Source organism: Bradyrhizobium sp. 172 (genome assembly GCF_023101065.1).
GTDB classification, from domain to species: Bacteria; Pseudomonadota; Alphaproteobacteria; order Rhizobiales; family Xanthobacteraceae; genus Bradyrhizobium; species Bradyrhizobium canariense_D.
Genome location: NZ_CP064701.1, coordinates 1,181,833 through 1,195,546, shown reverse-complemented (window position 1 = coordinate 1,195,546; position 13,714 = coordinate 1,181,833). Strand labels below are relative to the sequence as shown.

The 13,714-nt window shown below is 65.2% G+C and carries 19 protein-coding genes; 10 read left to right on the top strand and 9 right to left on the bottom strand.

Features of this window, described 5'->3' with window-relative positions; translation table 11 throughout:
• Positions 1–7 precede the first annotated feature (7 nt).
• Together IVB07_RS05675 and IVB07_RS05670 are read right to left on the bottom strand one after the other, a co-directional pair.
• On the bottom strand, positions 8–238 hold the full coding sequence (locus IVB07_RS05675; protein WP_018453537.1) for a hypothetical protein: 231 nt from the start codon (positions 236–238) through the stop codon (positions 8–10).
• Complete coding sequence (locus IVB07_RS05670; protein WP_026232549.1) at positions 235–1,014, bottom strand: sulfite exporter TauE/SafE family protein; 780 nt, start codon at positions 1,012–1,014, stop codon at positions 235–237. The genes IVB07_RS05675 and IVB07_RS05670 overlap by 4 nt, the downstream gene beginning before the upstream one ends.
• Before the next feature lie 122 nt (positions 1,015–1,136).
• On the opposite strand from IVB07_RS05670, the gene IVB07_RS05665 reads away from it, so the two are divergent.
• The 4 genes from IVB07_RS05665 (at position 1,137) to uvrB (ending at position 5,771) form a co-directional block, all read left to right on the top strand.
• Positions 1,137–2,054, top strand: coding sequence for a LysR substrate-binding domain-containing protein (locus tag IVB07_RS05665; protein WP_018453535.1), 918 nt, complete (start codon positions 1,137–1,139; stop codon positions 2,052–2,054).
• Between the two features lie 123 nt (positions 2,055–2,177).
• Positions 2,178–2,405 carry a hypothetical protein gene (locus IVB07_RS05660; protein WP_007596778.1) on the top strand — a complete coding sequence of 76 codons (228 nt, stop codon included), beginning with the start codon at positions 2,178–2,180 and terminating at the stop codon, positions 2,403–2,405.
• A 58-nt stretch (positions 2,406–2,463) separates the two neighbouring features.
• Positions 2,464–2,694, top strand: a complete 231-nt coding sequence (locus tag IVB07_RS05655; protein WP_018453534.1) for a hypothetical protein — start codon at positions 2,464–2,466, stop codon at positions 2,692–2,694.
• A gap of 101 nt (positions 2,695–2,795) precedes the next feature.
• Positions 2,796–5,771, top strand: coding sequence for an excinuclease ABC subunit UvrB (uvrB, locus tag IVB07_RS05650; RefSeq protein WP_018453533.1), 2,976 nt, complete (start codon positions 2,796–2,798; stop codon positions 5,769–5,771).
• 125 nt (positions 5,772–5,896) lie between these two features.
• On the opposite strand, the gene IVB07_RS05645 is transcribed toward uvrB, so the two are convergent.
• On the bottom strand, positions 5,897–6,214 hold the full coding sequence (locus tag IVB07_RS05645) for a hypothetical protein (protein ID WP_245288369.1): 318 nt from the start codon (positions 6,212–6,214) through the stop codon (positions 5,897–5,899).
• Positions 6,215–6,334: 120 nt separating this feature from the next.
• A complete protein-coding gene (locus tag IVB07_RS05640) occupies positions 6,335–6,574 on the bottom strand; it encodes a hypothetical protein (RefSeq protein WP_018453532.1) in 240 nt (79 codons plus the stop codon).
• A 271-nt stretch (positions 6,575–6,845) separates the two neighbouring features.
• Between IVB07_RS05640 and IVB07_RS05635 the strand changes: the two genes are divergently transcribed.
• The 5 genes from IVB07_RS05635 (at position 6,846) to IVB07_RS05615 (ending at position 10,167) form a co-directional block, all read left to right on the top strand.
• Entirely contained in the window at positions 6,846–7,298 is a 453-nt protein-coding gene (locus tag IVB07_RS05635) for a nuclear transport factor 2 family protein (RefSeq protein WP_247299169.1), read from the top strand.
• 217 nt (positions 7,299–7,515) lie between these two features.
• Positions 7,516–7,956, top strand: a complete 441-nt coding sequence (locus IVB07_RS05630; protein ID WP_018453530.1) for a nuclear transport factor 2 family protein — start codon at positions 7,516–7,518, stop codon at positions 7,954–7,956.
• A gap of 212 nt (positions 7,957–8,168) precedes the next feature.
• Positions 8,169–9,086, top strand: coding sequence for a hypothetical protein (locus IVB07_RS05625; protein WP_026232548.1), 918 nt, complete (start codon positions 8,169–8,171; stop codon positions 9,084–9,086).
• 240 nt (positions 9,087–9,326) lie between these two features.
• Complete coding sequence (locus IVB07_RS05620) at positions 9,327–9,749, top strand: hypothetical protein (RefSeq protein ID WP_018453528.1); 423 nt, start codon at positions 9,327–9,329, stop codon at positions 9,747–9,749.
• A 280-nt stretch (positions 9,750–10,029) separates the two neighbouring features.
• Positions 10,030–10,167, top strand: coding sequence for a hypothetical protein (locus IVB07_RS05615; protein ID WP_018453527.1), 138 nt, complete (start codon positions 10,030–10,032; stop codon positions 10,165–10,167).
• 28 nt (positions 10,168–10,195) lie between these two features.
• On the opposite strand, the gene IVB07_RS05610 is transcribed toward IVB07_RS05615, so the two are convergent.
• The 3 genes from IVB07_RS05610 to IVB07_RS05600 all read right to left on the bottom strand — a co-directional run bounded on the left by IVB07_RS05610 (position 10,196) and on the right by IVB07_RS05600 (position 11,475).
• Positions 10,196–10,342, bottom strand: coding sequence for a hypothetical protein (locus tag IVB07_RS05610; RefSeq protein WP_007596790.1), 147 nt, complete (start codon positions 10,340–10,342; stop codon positions 10,196–10,198).
• A 198-nt stretch (positions 10,343–10,540) separates the two neighbouring features.
• A complete protein-coding gene (locus IVB07_RS05605) occupies positions 10,541–11,023 on the bottom strand; it encodes a MaoC family dehydratase (RefSeq protein ID WP_018453526.1) in 483 nt (160 codons plus the stop codon).
• Positions 11,023–11,475, bottom strand: coding sequence for a MaoC family dehydratase (locus IVB07_RS05600; protein WP_018453525.1), 453 nt, complete (start codon positions 11,473–11,475; stop codon positions 11,023–11,025). The genes IVB07_RS05605 and IVB07_RS05600 overlap by 1 nt, the downstream gene beginning before the upstream one ends.
• Before the next feature lie 178 nt (positions 11,476–11,653).
• On the opposite strand from IVB07_RS05600, the gene IVB07_RS05595 reads away from it, so the two are divergent.
• Positions 11,654–11,950 (top strand): DUF4282 domain-containing protein, encoded by a 297-nt coding sequence (locus tag IVB07_RS05595; protein ID WP_018453524.1) that lies wholly within the window; start codon positions 11,654–11,656, stop codon positions 11,948–11,950.
• 29 nt (positions 11,951–11,979) lie between these two features.
• On the opposite strand, the gene ychF is transcribed toward IVB07_RS05595, so the two are convergent.
• Both ychF and pth read right to left on the bottom strand, forming a co-directional pair.
• A complete protein-coding gene (gene ychF / locus IVB07_RS05590; RefSeq protein WP_026232547.1) occupies positions 11,980–13,077 on the bottom strand; it encodes a redox-regulated ATPase YchF in 1,098 nt (365 codons plus the stop codon).
• 5 nt (positions 13,078–13,082) lie between these two features.
• Positions 13,083–13,688, bottom strand: a complete 606-nt coding sequence (gene pth, locus IVB07_RS05585; protein WP_018453522.1) for an aminoacyl-tRNA hydrolase — start codon at positions 13,686–13,688, stop codon at positions 13,083–13,085.
• Positions 13,689–13,714 lie beyond the last annotated feature (26 nt).

Here is a 13,714-nt window from a genome sequence, read left to right as displayed (position 1 = left end):
TGGAGAGCTAGCGCCCGTTCGTGCGCAGCAGCCTCTCGCCGTCCTCCGTCACCGCGATCACCAGCCCCATTCCGGGCAGCGTCTCGCGCGCGACATAGCCGCGGTCGGCGGCGTCTTCCCAGATGGTGAGGCGCGGGCACGACGTCTTCCAGGTCGCGATCACCTCGGCATAGGCGCGGGGCTCGCGCGCAACCCACTCGACGAAGTCCAGCACCAGCGGGTCGGCAGTCTCGCTCATTGCAAACCTCCCTTGTCGAAGGCTGCCAGCACCGGCGTGCGGACCAGCAGCCAGCTGCCATAGGCGATATAGTAGCAGGCGATGGTGGTGATCAGCTTCATCGACCAGGCCACGAATTGCTGATCGGTCATGGCTTCGAGGATGCGCCGCGCCAGCGTGGTGCCGAGCATGGATGCTGCGATCGCGACGGCCGCGAGCACGGGATCGAGCGTCGCCGCCTGGTCGATCACGCCGCCGAAATAGATCAGCTTGCTGAAATGGCTGACGAGCTGGCACATCGCCTTGGTCGCCACCTTCTCGCGCCGGCCGAAATCGCCGCCGAGGAAGAAGGTGTCGAGCAGCGGCCCCGACACGCCGGTCATCAGCATGAGGCCCATGCAGATCGTGCCGTAGACGGTGCCCTGCCAGAGACGGTCGGGATCCGGCTTGATGTTGGCGGGCAGCAGCCGGGCCATGAACGGCGTGATCCCGAGCAGCAGCAGCGCGACCGGCTTGTCCGGTACGTAGCGCGTGAGCGACCACGCCGCGAGCGCGACGGCCGCGCCGACCATATAGTTCGCTACCGGGCGCCAGCGGATATGCGTCCGCCAGAGAAAGGCGCGCCAGCCGTTCGAGGTCATCTGCGTGATCGCATGCAGCACCATCGCGGTCGGCAGCGGCATCAAGGCCAGCAGCACGCCGATCAGGATCAGCCCGCCCGCCATGCCGAACAGCCCCGACAGGAACGCGGTGCCGACCATCAGCAATCCAAGGGCAGCGATCATGATGGGCGTCACGTAAAAATCTCCCGACCTTCTCCCCGCTCGCGGCGCGAAGCGAAGGAAACGTGCCCCGCTTGCCCCGTCTACGCAAACTGAGTTATCTTGGCCTGGCATCAGCTTTCCTGAGGGTCGGTCATTTGCGGCGCTTGCTGTTTCTCAACGGCATCAAGGCATTCGAGGCCGCGGCGCGGGCCGGCAGCTTTGCCGCGGCCGGCCTCGAGCTGAGCGTATCGGCAGCCGCCGTGAGCCGCATGGTGCACATCCTGGAAGAACGGCTCGGCGTCGCGCTGTTCGAGCGCAAGGCCAACAAGCTGCTGCTGACGCAGGCGGGCCGCGCCTATCAGAGCGGGCTGACGCCGATCTTCGATGCGCTCGCAAGCCTCACCGCGCAGGTGACGGCGCCCTCGAGCGTCCGCGTGCTCACCATCGGCATCGGCCACACCTTTGCGATGCGCTGGCTGATCCCGCGCCTGTCGGAGTTTCGCAGCGAAGAGCCCGACATCGAGGTGCGCTTCACCACCGGCGGCGCGTCGGTGCCGTTCGGCGAGGACTGGAGCTGCGGCATCCAGCTCGGCACCGGCGACTGGCCGGGGCTGGTGGCCGAGCCGCTGTTCGCCGGCGACCTCACGCCGGTCTGCGTGCCCCGCCTCGCCTCCTCGCTGAAGCGCCCGGCCGATCTCAAGGCACCGAGCCTGATCCGCGTCGCGCATTCGCCCGAGGACTGGCCGATCTGGCTCAAGGCCGCAAACCTCGCGCGCGTCAACGCGCGGGGACCGGAGTTCCAGTTCTACGGCCAGGCGCTTCAGGCTGCCGCCGACGGGCTCGGAATCGCCATGGGCATCCGACCCTATATCGACGACGACCTCGCCGCCGGCCGGCTGGTGGCGCCATTCGAGCTCTCGGTGCCCAAGGGCATGCGCTGGTACCTGCTCTATCGCAGCTTCCAGACCGAGCAGCGCGACTTTGCCGCGTTCCGCCGGTGGATCATGCGCGCGGCGTCGGAACCCGCCGCCCGTCCCGTCCGGCGGCCCGGCCGCACCAGCGCGCGGAACTGACGCTGCTATCGGACTTTGGCAAAAAAGCCCGCCGCTTGTGAACGGCTTCACATCCCAGAATCCGCAAACGTGGTCCCCTGACCCTCCAACAAGGCGCTCGAATAAAACATTTTGGGGACTGCAATGACGACCCTTTACGACGGCTTTGACATCGAATCCTTCGAAGCTGGCCAGGGGCTGTGGCACGCCCGGATCCGGCGTGCCGATTTCAGCCCGGTTGCCATCGACGGCGTGCTGTTTCCGGCCATGGAAGTCGGCTTCGCCTGGCCTGATCCCGATGCCGCGATTGCCCATGCCAAGCACCACATCGATCGCTTCCGCCGGCGGGCCGACGACAGCGACGACGAATAAGCGAGCGGGACTGCAGGCGAACCAAGGAACGGCGCAGGGTCAAAGGGGGAAATCGGTCATGTCAGTCATCGAATTCGAAGACACGCCGCGGCCGAGGATTTACACCCGCAATGTGTTGTCCAGCTGCCCGGAATGCGAGGGCGATCTCACGGTGCTCCGCGTGATCGGCGGCCGTGCCGGATGCGAGTATTGGACCATGCGCTGCACCGATTGCGGCGGCATCCATCTCGACATCCTCGAGCCGCGTCAGGCAGCCGGGGACGATGAGGGACCGCTGCCGGCGGCCTGATCGCAAGATCCCAAGGCCTGCTGCCAACCTGCTGTCAGCAGTCTGAGCATTGCCGGGCATTCGCTCTTTATTGCGAGGCGGACTCGCCCCATATTCGGAGCATGGCGAAGAAACCTGCATCCTCCGAAAAATCCGGCAAATCCCCCAAGGCCAAGGCTCCGAACGCGAAGGCGCCGAATTCCAAGGCGTCTCGCCCCGACGTGCAGCCGATCGGGCCGGCGTTGGCCGAGTTGCTCAATCCCGCGATCAATCGCGGCGGTGCCGGGCTCGGATCGGGCACCGGACTGCAGCCGCCGCCGGACAATTCGCGCGATCGCCGCTCCGGAGGCGAGGCCGCCGCGCATCGCGCGCGGGCCTCGACGCCGAAAGAGTTTCCGCAGGACAATACGAGGCCAATGCCGCTGCGGCCCAATCCGCAGCCGCCCGGCGCCCGCGACGCGGGCTTCGACGAGGCGCCGCAGGCCAATTACGGAACCGCGGCCACGATACCGACGCTCGATCCGGAACTGGCGCGTCAGCTCGGCCTCCCGACGGAAGAGGACGATGCCGAAGCCCTGGCTCGTCCGCCGCGCAGCAAGATGGAGGCGCTCGGCGTCAAGGCCACCGCCGACGCGCTGGAATCGCTGATCCGCGAGGGCCGGCCGGAGTTCCGCAAGGACGACGGCTCCACCAGGGTGTGGACCCCGCATCGGCCGCCGCGCCCGGAAAAGTCCGAAGGCGGCGTGCGCTTCGAGATCAAGTCGCATTATGAGCCGCGCGGCGACCAGCCAACCGCGATCGCCGAGCTGGTCGAGGGCATCAACCGCAACGACCGCTCGCAGGTGCTGCTCGGCGTGACCGGCTCCGGCAAGACCTACACCATGGCCAAGGTGATCGAGGCGACGCAGCGGCCCGCCATCATCCTGGCACCGAACAAGACGCTCGCCGCCCAGCTCTATGGCGAGTTCAAGAGCTTCTTCCCCGACAACGCGGTCGAGTATTTCGTCAGCTATTACGACTATTACCAGCCGGAAGCGTATGTCCCTCGCACCGACACCTACATAGAAAAGGACTCCTCGATCAACGAGCAGATCGACCGCATGCGCCACTCGGCGACGCGCGCGCTGCTCGAACGCGACGACGTCATCATCGTTGCCTCGGTGTCCTGCATCTACGGTATCGGCTCGGTCGAAACCTACACCGCGATGACCTTTGCCCTGAAGAAGGGCGAGCGCATCGACCAGCGCCAGCTGATCGCCGACCTCGTCGCGCTGCAGTACAAGCGCACCCAGGCCGATTTTACCCGCGGCACATTTCGCGTGCGCGGCGATGTCATCGACATCTTCCCGGCGCACTATGAAGACCGTGCCTGGCGCGTGAACCTGTTCGGCGACACCGTCGAGACCATCGAGGAGTTCGACCCGCTCACCGGCCACAAGCAGGACGAGCTCGAATTCATCAAGATCTACGCCAACTCGCACTATGTGACGCCGCGCCCGACGCTGGTGCAGGCGATCAAGTCGATCAAATCCGAATTGAAGATGCGGCTGGACCAGCTCCACGACCAGGGCCGCCTGCTGGAAGCGCAAAGACTGGAGCAACGCACCACCTTCGACCTCGAGATGATGGAGGCAACCGGAAGCTGCGCCGGCATCGAGAACTATTCGCGCTATCTCACCGGGCGCCTGCCCGGCGAGCCGCCGCCGACGCTGTTCGAATATGTGCCCGACAACGCGCTGGTGTTCGCCGACGAGAGCCACGTCACCGTTCCCCAGATCGGCGGCATGTTCCGCGGCGACTTCCGCCGCAAGGCGACGCTCGCCGAATATGGCTTCCGGCTGCCCTCTTGCATGGACAACCGCCCGCTGCGCTTCGAGGAATGGGACATGATGCGGCCGCAGACCATCGCGGTCTCCGCGACGCCCAGCGCCTGGGAGATCAACGAGAGCGGCGGCGTGTTCGTCGAGCAGGTGATTCGCCCGACCGGTCTGATTGATCCGCCGGTCCACATCCGCCCGGCCCGCACCCAAGTCGACGATCTCGTCGGCGAGGTCCGGGCCACGGCGCAGGCCGGCTATCGCTCGCTGATTACGGTGCTGACAAAGCGCATGGCGGAGGATCTCACCGAATATCTGCATGAGCAGGGCATTCGCGTTCGCTACATGCACAGCGATATCGACACCATCGAACGCATCGAGATCATTCGCGATCTGCGGCTCGGCGCGTTCGACGCGCTGGTCGGCATCAATTTGCTGCGCGAAGGCCTCGACATTCCCGAATGCGCGCTGGTCGCGATCCTCGACGCCGACAAGGAAGGCTTCCTGCGCAGCGAAACCTCGCTGATCCAGACCATCGGCCGCGCCGCGCGCAACGTCGACGGCAAGGTGATCCTCTATGCCGACCAGATGACGGGATCGATGGAGCGCGCCATCGCCGAAACCGACCGCCGCCGCGAGAAGCAGGTCGAGTACAACACGGCGCATGGCATCACGCCGGAGAGCATCAAGAAGTCGATCGGCGACATCATGAACAGCGTCTACGAGCGCGATCACGTGCTGGTCGAGATCGGCGGCCACGACATGACCGACGACGTCATCTCGATCGGCCACAATTTTGAAGCCGTGCTCGGCGATCTCGAGACGAGGATGCGCGAGGCCGCCGCCGATCTGAACTTCGAGGAAGCCGCGCGCCTGCGCGACGAGGTCAAGCGCCTGCGCGCCACCGAGCTCGCGGTGGTCGACGATCCCACCGTCAAGCAGCGCACGGTGCAGGGCAAGGCCGGAGCCTATGCGGGCGCGAAGAAATACGGCGACGCCGCCAATTTGCCGGTCAGCGCGCTGAAGAACAAGAGCGCCGCCACAGCGCTCAAGGCCAGCGGCAGCAAGGGCTCGCGAATCCACAAGCCGCATCTCGACGAGATGCACGGCCCGGAATCGTTGCCATATCGGGGCGACCGCGCGCTGCCGTCGAAGCCGTTCGGTGGCGAGAGCCGCATCATCCAGCCGACGGATTCAAGGCAGTCAGGGCCGGAGTTCGGGCCATCGCCGAGGTCGAGCGGTGGGGCGCCGGGGCATAGGGGTGGGTGGAAGAAGAGGTAAGGGGGCGCGGAGCGCCGGCGCCGCCCATGGTTGTTCATGGCGGCGTCGGAGAATCATGAGAACGCGAACTCACCCCAGGCTCGCCGTCACCACCGCCATCACCGACAGCAGCAGCACGGTGGTCATCAGTTGCAGCGAGGCGACCGCTGGGTGCGCCATGCCGTGATCTTGTCGGCGAGCGACAGATGGGCCTCGAAGAACTTCGGTTCGTAGACGGTCTTGAACAAATGCGGGAAGCTCACCGCAAGCAGCGCATGGGCAAGCGAGGCGATGGCGACGAAGATGGCGACGCCGGGATCGCCGACCAGGTCGTGATTGCCGACCAGCTTGAGCAGGAATGCGGCGGCGGCGAAGGTCGGGAAGCTCTGCAGCGTCGCGGTCAGCGCGAGGCCTTCGAGCGCGTTATGCAGGCTGGACTTTCTGACTCTGGCGATGGCGGCCATGGCACGTCTCCCTGAGGACATGCGGATGAATCCAGCCGCCATCAGGGCGACCTGATGTGAGATGCGTCACGCCCATTTCCTCTGCGGGAACAAGGCGCGCGCCCCCCGAATGACCAGGGGTTACAGCTTGCCCTGCCCGTTCACCTGGCTCTGCTGTTGCCGCTGTCTCTCCTGCTCTTGCTGTTCCTTGGCATGGTGGCGGCCGTAGAGGCAGCCGGCGGCGGCGCCGAGGACGCCGTGATGGCCAGCATAGTGGCCGGCGACGCCGCCGACGACGGCGCCCTTGATGCAGCCCTTGGCGTTGGCGGCGGACGTCGCGCCACAGATGAGAAGTACGGCGATGGCGGCGAGGGATTTCATGGATCAATGTCTCCGGATTCGCACTCTCAACAGGCACGGGCCCGTCCCGGTTCCCGCGCGCGCACGCGATGCTTCGCTAGACCATGCAGCCGAACGCCTGCACGAATTCGTGAAGGCTCGCGCTTGCTCAACCATAAATTGCAGTCATGAACCTGGCATTACGCTGGCGCGTCATACGTCAGCAATATCCCCTGTGGTTTGCGGATTGCCGGTGTCCGAGGCAGCGCGTTAGCCTTGCGCGAACTCCACACGGCCGATGAGGGCGGGCGGAATGACGGTCGAGAAGCTCAATCGCCAGCGCGTGCTGCATCTGCTCGACGCCATCTCGCGCAGCGATCTCGCTGCCGCGCTGTCGTGCTGCACCGACGACGTCGACTTCCTCACCCACGCGCCGATCGATGTGCTGCCGCACATGGGCCCCTGCCACGGCAAGCAGGAGCTCGGCGAATTCTGGCGCACCGTGCAGGAGCGATACGCCGAGATCCGCTACGAGGTGCCGCAGATCGTCGCCGAGGGGGACACGGTCGCGGCCTATCTGCGCGTGTTCTTCAGGAAGCGCAGCAACGACCGCATCATTCAGGTCGACATGGCCGTCTTCTACACTTTTCGCCGCGGCAAGGTGGCGCAGATCCGCGAGATCATCGATTCCTACGACCTGGTGCAGCAGGTGCTGGAACGTGAGATCGGCCCCCTGATCGTGGGCGAGCGGGTGGACGGGGGCTAGCTCTCTCCCAAACCGGCCCGGACCGGGAAAATACGGGGTTCTATTGTAAATCTCACACGCCGGAATCAATTGTGCATTGCGAAAACGTGAATTGCGTTTTGGCCGAATTGACGTATTTTGTTCGTATACAAATGAGTTGAGCGACCCCGCGGCATCTTTCCTGTGCGCTTGGGGTTGTTTTTCGCTTTTTCGCAAGCCAGCTTCAGGACTGCCCAAGATGACAGAGCACAGCCTCTGGCGTTTCTCGCGTGCGTTGCACCGCGCGATCAACGACCGGCATTTCGAGGACATCGAGGCCCTGATCGACGAGGACGTCGAGTGGGCGCTCTATGGGCCGATCGACATGTTTCCGTTCCTCGGCGCGCGCCAGGGCAAGGACGCCGTGCTCGACGTCATCCGCCAATTCGCCGACAATTTCCAGGTCCGCCGCTTCGACCGCGAGAGCATCATGCTCGGTGTCGATTCCGCCGCCTCGATGCTGCGCTATTCGCTGACCGCACTGGATTCCAGCAAGCCGATCAGCTTGCGGGTGGCGCAGTTTGCCCAGTTCAGGGCGGGCAAGCTCACCAGCATGCGCGTGCTGATCGACACGTTTGATCTGGTCGAGCAGGCACTTGGCCGCGCCATTCATCTGCCGAAGATGACCAGCGTCGGCTGAACGGAACACCAACGGGCCCCGCACCTCGGGACCGATGGCTGAGCACCCCACGACGCGTCCTGGCCTCCAGCCCCGCCGATGCAATCGTGGAGAAGCTCGTCATCGGGCGCGCGCCTTTCGCGCGGCCCGTTGGTTCGCGTCTGATGGAACCGCCACAATTTCGCAATGATGGTTCCGCATCCTCGGCGGGAACTGGGCTGACGGGCAGGACGATGGAATTCGCGACAGGGTTTGGCTGGACCAGGCTGCCGATGCTGGCGGCCGCTTTGATCTTGGGATCGGTGCTGACGGTTTCGGCGCAGATCATTCCGCCCTTCTCCCCCGGCCCGGCCGCAGCGCCCGACGACGACGCCGAAGCGGCGGAGGCCCCCGACGTCAACGACCCCGACGTGCTGAGCGGCATCGACGTTGACAAGCTCGACTGGGGCCAGCTCGCGATCGACGCCGGCACGCTCAACGACATCATCGCCGCCAAGAAGCGCGCGCAGGCCGCCGCCAAGGACGGGCTGAACTGGGCGACGAACGCCAACGCCAACGGCTCCTCGGCGGTGACGGTGAAGCAGTCGGTATCCTCATTCTGGGACGCCCGCATCGGCGCCGACATGACGGTGACGAGCGAGCCGCGGACGATGTCCGAGCTGCTGGCACAGAAGGCCAGCAATGGCGGCAGCGTGCCTCAATCGTCCGGCAGCGCCTGGGCGGCCGCGACCGCGCCGGGCGCCGGCGCGATCTGGGACAAGACCGCGGTGGAGGCTCGCGTCGATCCCGGCGCGGAGCAGAGCAAGCTCGGGGCCTCGCTGATCAAGTCGGTGCCGCTGTCGGGCGACACGTCGCTGACGCTGCAGAACGGCTACAGCGTCAACCAGCAGGGCACCACGGCGCTCCCCGGCGTCGGCGGTCACGTCACGCGCAATTACGAGACCGAGCAGTCGGCCAAGGTCACTCTCACCGATACCGGCACCAGCATCACCGCGGGCCAGTCGCTGTCGACCACGGACGACAAATGGCTGCGCAAGGTCGGCGCGGAACAGAAGCTGTTCGACAACGTCACCGTCTCCGGTTCCGTCGGCGAAACCTCGCAAGGGGCGATCAACAAGAGCCTGACGGCGGGTTTCAAGAAGAGCTGGTAGCTGTTTTCGCCTCTCCCCCCTGCGGGGCGAGGGAGTCGAGCACCGACCGGCCGCGCATTCACTTCGGCGCGGCGGCCGCGTTCAGACTCCGGTAACCATACGCCACGGCAAAGCCCCCGAATGGACCGCCCTTGCCGCACCTCGGCCAAGTTGCGGCCAAAATCCGGCGCCCTAGTCCCAGACCGACGTCGTCGTGCGGGGGACACTCGCGCTGCGCTCAACGCGAACAGGGGAATAACGATGAACGCCATGCGTCCGGAAAAGACCGAAGCCACCGAGACCGAGACCATCGACACCAACCTTGCCGCAGTGACGGAAGTCGAAGCCGGCATCCGTGACTTCGTCCGCAACGACATCGCCTATCTGCGCCGTCCGGCAGCGACCGCCGCGGACGCGCCGCCGCTCGATCCGAGCGCGGAGGCCACCGTCACCAACGTCAACTCGCTGATCCAGCGCGTCGCCGGCACCTCCCTCGCCGAGATCGAGAATTTGATCTCCGAGCTCGAGAGCCTGCGCGACCTGCTCCACGCCGAAGGCCAGCGCGTCCAGCGCGAGATCTCCGGCTACGCCCAGCTCAGCCAGGCCGCGATGAAGTCGACCCGCATGATCGCCGACAACGTCTCGCAGTGGAAGCGCGCCGCCGACGGCCTGCGCAACAGTTGATCGCTGCATCCCGCATCACCAGCCGCCGCGTTCCGAAAGGGGCGCGGCGGTTTTGATTCGTGGGGTGTGTGACGGTGCGCACGCGCCCCACGAAAAGTGTCATCACGCGAAAGCGGGTGATCCAGTATTCCAGAGGCAGCGAGGCTAGAACTGTGACGCGCGGCGTACCGGATGCCCCGCTTTGGCGGGGCATAACAGCGGAGGGGTTTGAACTTCCCGCATCCATCCGGCGACTAACGCCAAGCGCTCTTGCCATCGCGGCCGGGCCTGGGGACTTTTCATGGAAAGCATTCGGCCCGACACCACCGACCCGATACCGCTGCGGCCCGCGCCGAACCAGTTCGGCACGATCATGCTGCGTTTTGTCGGTTTGCTGGCGGTTGCGATCGCGACATTGGCGTTCGTCTATAGCCGCTGAGGGCGGAGGCCGCGGAGTTAACGAAATCTTACCGGGCGGCTTCCACGGTCGAAGCTTCCAGGGTGTAGGCGCCGTCGGCATAGCCCTTCACCACCATGCCGGCCACCAGCATCACGGCCAGCGTCGCGGTAGCAAAGATGAATCCGACCAGCTTGAGTGCGCCGCGGTCTGCCATGGTCCTCGTCCCCTGTACTCTGCCCAGTTCGTTCAAATAGACAGCGACAGGTTCATAATTGGTTAGCAACTCGATGGTTCCGCGCATTGCTTCGCGGGAAAACCATGTTGCGCAGGCTTATGGCAGCCACCCGGAATCGCGTCCATAGCGCGGGGGCAACACTCGCGCGCTGTTTTCGCCGTTCATCCTGGAACGAATCTAACCGCCGTTCACACGCATCGGCACGAAGGCGGTTGCGGTGATGGCGTAGACGTCCTCGCCGCGCTGGTTGGTGCCGGTGGTGCGCGCGGTCAGGATGCCCCAACCGGGTCGCGAGGCGGAGCTGCGCTTGTCGATGACGACGTTGACGTAGGTGACGATGTCGCCGGCGAGCACCGGCCTGATCCAGCGCAGGTCGCGAAAGCCCGGCGACGGGCCCCACACCGCGACCTCCTCGCCGCGCGAAGCGGCTTCCCGCGCCAGGCGCTGGCCGTCGGCGACAAGCAGGCTCATGCAGGCCGACCCGACGTGCCAGCCCGAGGCCGCGAGCCCGCCAAACAAGGAGTTCTTGCCCTCCTCCTCGTCGAGGTGAAAACGCTGCGGATCGAACTTTGCGGCGAATGTCTTGATCGACTCGGCCGTGAACGTATAGGCGCCGATCTCACGGCGATGCCCAATCTCGATCTCCTCGAAAAACGGCATCAGACCGCCCCTTCGCGCCGCTTGATCAGGATCGGCGACGTCATCTCGCACAGCGCATCACCCCCGGCGTTGCGCACGGTGCATTTGAATTTGACGATGCCGAGCTCCGGGCGGCTCTTCGAGGTGCGGGCCTCCACGACGTCGACTTCGAGCATGAGATCGTCGCCGGGTCTGAGCGGCGACAGCCACCGCACTTCGTCGACGCCGGGAGATCCCAGCGAAGCGGCGCGGGTGATGAAACCGTCGGCCATCATCCGCATCATCAGCGAACAGAGATGCCAGCCCGAGCCGGACAGGCCGCGCAGCATGCTTTTGCTGGCGGCGTCCTCGTCGAGGTGCATCGGCTGCGGATCGAACTCGGCGGCAAAGGCCACGATCTCGTCGCGCGTGACATGGCGCGGGCCGAATGTTCCGAACCGGCCGGGCGGGAAATCTTCGAAGGTCAGGGTCATCTTGGGAAAGGTTTGAGGGAACGACAGATTGTGGCCGCACTTTGCGGCAATCTCAACCCGCCGGCCCGCATGGCTCGTGCTACATTCGGCGCGCCGGCGTCGGTCTTGAGTCGGATCGAGCAGGGGCCACGATCCATTTGCAAGGCCCGACAACACCTGAATTGCCCTGGGGAGAGCAATGTTTTCATTCAGCGACCTGTTTCAATGGGACCGCTTTATCACGCCGACGATCATCAAGACCTTCTACTGGCTGGTGATCGCGCTGATCTGCCTGTTCGGCCTCTCCGGCATCTTCTCCGGGCTCGCAATGATGGCGATCAGCCCGTTCGGCGGCTTCCTGATGCTGCTGTCGTCGATCGCGAGCGTCGTCGTCGGAATCGTGTTCTCGCGCATTCTCGCCGAGCTGATCCTGATCATCTTCCGCATCAACGAGCATCTTGGCGCGATCAGGGATCAAGGCGGCGGGGTGCGGTAGGGCGCTTCCGGGGCACGAACTCCAGCGTCTTACGTGTTGAACCTGAAATGCATCACGTCGCCGTCGGCGACGACGTATTCCTTGCCTTCGAGGCGGAGCTTGCCGGCATCGCGGGCGCCGGCTTCGCCGTTCAGCGCGACGTAGTCCTCATACGCGATGGTCTCGGCGCGGATAAAACCCTTCTCGAAGTCGGTGTGGATCACGCCGGCCGCGCCCGGCGCCTTGGTGCCGCGATAGATGGTCCAGGCGCGCGCTTCCTTCGGGCCCACCGTGAAATAGGTGATGAGGTCGAGCAGCGTGTAGCCGGCGCGGATCAGGCGATCGAGGCCGGCCTCTTCGAGACCCAGCGTCTCCAGGAAGTCGGCGCGTTCGTCGCGCGAAATGGTGGCGATCTCGGATTCGATTTTTGCCGAGATGACGACCGCAATGGCGCCTTCCTTGGCAGCCTGGTCCTGCACCGCCTTCGAGAACGAATTGCCTGATGCGGCCGAGCCTTCCTCGACGTTGCAGACGTAGAGCACGGGCTTGGACGACAGCAGGCCGAGCATCCCGAAGGCGCGCTCCTCCTCCGCCTTGCGCTCGACGAGGCGCGCGGGCTTGCCTTCGCGCAGCAGCACCAGCGTGCGATTGACGAGGTCGAGCTGCTCCTTGGCGTCCTTGTCGTTGCCCTTGGCCTTCTTGGACAAATTGTCGACGCGCTTCTCGAGGCTGTCGAGATCGGCGAGCATCAGCTCGGTCTCGATGGTCTCGATATCGGCGAGCGGGGCGATCTTGCCTTCGACATGGGTAATGTCGGAGTCCTCGAAGCAGCGCACGACATGCGCGATGGCGTCGACCTCACGGATGTTGGCGAGGAACTGGTTGCCGAGGCCTTCACCCTTGGACGCGCCGCGCACGAGGCCGGCGATGTCAACGAAGGTCAGCCGGGTCGGGATGATCTGGCCCGACTTGGCGATCGCTGCGAGCTTATCGAGCCGCGGATCCGGCACCGCGACCTCGCCGACATTCGGCTCGATCGTGCAGAACGGATAGTTCGCCGCCTGCGCCGCGGCCGTCTCGGTCAGCGCGTTGAACAAGGTCGACTTGCCGACATTGGGCAACCCGACGATCCCGCATTTAAATCCCACGAGCGTTATTCCTTGCCGTTGTCGTCCTTGGTCAAAAATCCCTTCGCCTGCATGGCGAGGTGCACCCTGTTGGCGAAGGTCGCGTCCGTGCCTTTGGCAACCAATGCCGCGTGCTCGGCCACCGCGTCGCAGAGCGTCGCCACCCAGTCGTTGTCCGCTTTGGCGAAGTCCGACAGCACATGGCCGTGCACCAATTCCTTGACGCCGGGATGACCGATGCCGAGCCGCACCCGGCGGTACTCGTTGCCGATATGGGCGGAGATCGAGCGCAGGCCGTTGTGGCCGGCGATGCCGCCGCCGATCTTCACCCGCACCTTGCCCGGCGGCAGTTCGAGTTCGTCATGGAATACGGTGACGTCGCCCGGCGCGATCTTGAAGAAGCTTGCCGCTTCCTGAACGCTGCGGCCGGAATCATTCATGTAGGTCATCGGCTTGAGCAGGATCACGCGCTCGGTGCCGAGCGTGCCTTCCGAGGTCTCGCCCTGAAACCTGCGGCGCCAGGGTGCGAAACCATGACGCCGCGCGATCTCGTCGACGGCCATGAAGCCGACATTGTGCCGGTTACGTGCGAATTTCGGGCCGGGATTGCCGAGCCCAACAAACAGTCGCATGACGCGGCGCGCCCCTCGCTCGGCGC

Bases quoted from the DNA above. Each gene is read 5' to 3' on its own strand.
- IVB07_RS05675 (WP_018453537.1), bottom strand. From the start codon at position 238: ATGAGCGAGACTGCCGACCCGCTGGTGCTGGACTTCGTCGAGTGGGTT.
- IVB07_RS05660 (WP_007596778.1), top strand. From the start codon at position 2,178: ATGACGACCCTTTACGACGGCTTTGACATCGAATCCTTCGAAGCTGGC.
- IVB07_RS05655 (WP_018453534.1), top strand. From the start codon at position 2,464: ATGTCAGTCATCGAATTCGAAGACACGCCGCGGCCGAGGATTTACACC.
- uvrB (WP_018453533.1), top strand. From the start codon at position 2,796: ATGGCGAAGAAACCTGCATCCTCCGAAAAATCCGGCAAATCCCCCAAG.
- IVB07_RS05645 (WP_245288369.1), bottom strand. From the start codon at position 6,214: ATGGCCGCCATCGCCAGAGTCAGAAAGTCCAGCCTGCATAACGCGCTC.
- IVB07_RS05640 (WP_018453532.1), bottom strand. From the start codon at position 6,574: ATGAAATCCCTCGCCGCCATCGCCGTACTTCTCATCTGTGGCGCGACG.
- IVB07_RS05635 (WP_247299169.1), top strand. From the start codon at position 6,846: ATGACGGTCGAGAAGCTCAATCGCCAGCGCGTGCTGCATCTGCTCGAC.
- IVB07_RS05630 (WP_018453530.1), top strand. From the start codon at position 7,516: ATGACAGAGCACAGCCTCTGGCGTTTCTCGCGTGCGTTGCACCGCGCG.
- IVB07_RS05625 (WP_026232548.1), top strand. From the start codon at position 8,169: ATGGAATTCGCGACAGGGTTTGGCTGGACCAGGCTGCCGATGCTGGCG.
- IVB07_RS05620 (WP_018453528.1), top strand. From the start codon at position 9,327: ATGAACGCCATGCGTCCGGAAAAGACCGAAGCCACCGAGACCGAGACC.
- IVB07_RS05615 (WP_018453527.1), top strand. From the start codon at position 10,030: ATGGAAAGCATTCGGCCCGACACCACCGACCCGATACCGCTGCGGCCC.
- IVB07_RS05610 (WP_007596790.1), bottom strand. From the start codon at position 10,342: ATGGCAGACCGCGGCGCACTCAAGCTGGTCGGATTCATCTTTGCTACC.
- IVB07_RS05605 (WP_018453526.1), bottom strand. From the start codon at position 11,023: ATGCCGTTTTTCGAGGAGATCGAGATTGGGCATCGCCGTGAGATCGGC.
- IVB07_RS05600 (WP_018453525.1), bottom strand. From the start codon at position 11,475: ATGACCCTGACCTTCGAAGATTTCCCGCCCGGCCGGTTCGGAACATTC.
- IVB07_RS05595 (WP_018453524.1), top strand. From the start codon at position 11,654: ATGTTTTCATTCAGCGACCTGTTTCAATGGGACCGCTTTATCACGCCG.
- pth (WP_018453522.1), bottom strand. From the start codon at position 13,688: ATGCGACTGTTTGTTGGGCTCGGCAATCCCGGCCCGAAATTCGCACGT.